The sequence below is a fragment of the Helicobacter vulpis genome, from assembly GCF_003660395.1.
GTDB classification, from domain to species: Bacteria; Campylobacterota; Campylobacteria; order Campylobacterales; family Helicobacteraceae; genus Helicobacter; species Helicobacter vulpis.
The window spans coordinates 1-884 of sequence record NZ_QXQT01000069.1; the positions used below are offsets into that span (position 1 = coordinate 1).

1 pseudogene is annotated in these 884 nt (G+C 45.4%); it reads left to right on the forward strand.

Annotated elements, in window-relative coordinates:
- Positions 1–884: pseudogene (locus EAO38_RS08580) on the forward strand (hypothetical protein); the annotation flags it as partial.

Here is an 884-nt window from a genome sequence, read left to right on the forward strand (position 1 = left end):
CTTAAGAGTCAAGCCCAAACCCTCTACACCCAAGCCCAAGAGCAAGAGGGTGGGTTTAGGGGGTTATTGGAGGGTTTGAAAACTACTAGCAACACAATAGAAGCGGGCAATGTGCTTAAGAGCGCGCAGAGTCTAGAGCGTAAATTAGTCAGCAAGCAAGGAGATGTAAGTGCCATTAGCGACTTTTTAAGAGCGGCCATTAGGGTGGAGGATAGGGGACATCTTAATGCCCAATTAATCCATATTGAGGATAGTTTAAGAGCGCAGGGCATAGAACCCATTATAGAGTTCCACCACAGAAGTAGCCAATACAAGGGCTTGCATGTGCAATTCACTTATAAGGGCATCCCCAGCGAAATCCAGCTACACACTGACAGCAGTTGGGGGACTAAAAAAGAGTTAGACCCGATTTATCATATTATACGAGACCCTGAAAAACGCGCGAAATTGACAGATGAAGAGATGTTTGCCTTAGAGGCAGAAAGCAACCGCCTAGCTCAAGGTATGGATTTAGATATTAGCGATTTTACTTCATATGAAGTAAGTTTAACGAGTGCCCAAAACTCAGAGAAGTCCGTATTAGTGAGAAAATCGCCCACAGAGGGGAAACCCACCCAAGAGCCTTTAGAAAAGTCAAATTCAAACCGCGCTTTTTCAGAGGGAGAAACGGCGTATAAGCGCCCCGAGTCTGAGTTAAGCCGAAATTCTAATTTTTCAGGTGGCAAGGGGAATAACTTATCTTCAGGCAGTGAGAACATACAAACTCCTTTACCTAACCCTAGCACAACCCCCCCTAAAAGTCAACAATCCCTTTTGCAGCAGGCCACAGAACTCCACAACACCGCTAAAGAGCAAGAACATGGGTTTAAGCAACTCTTAGAGGG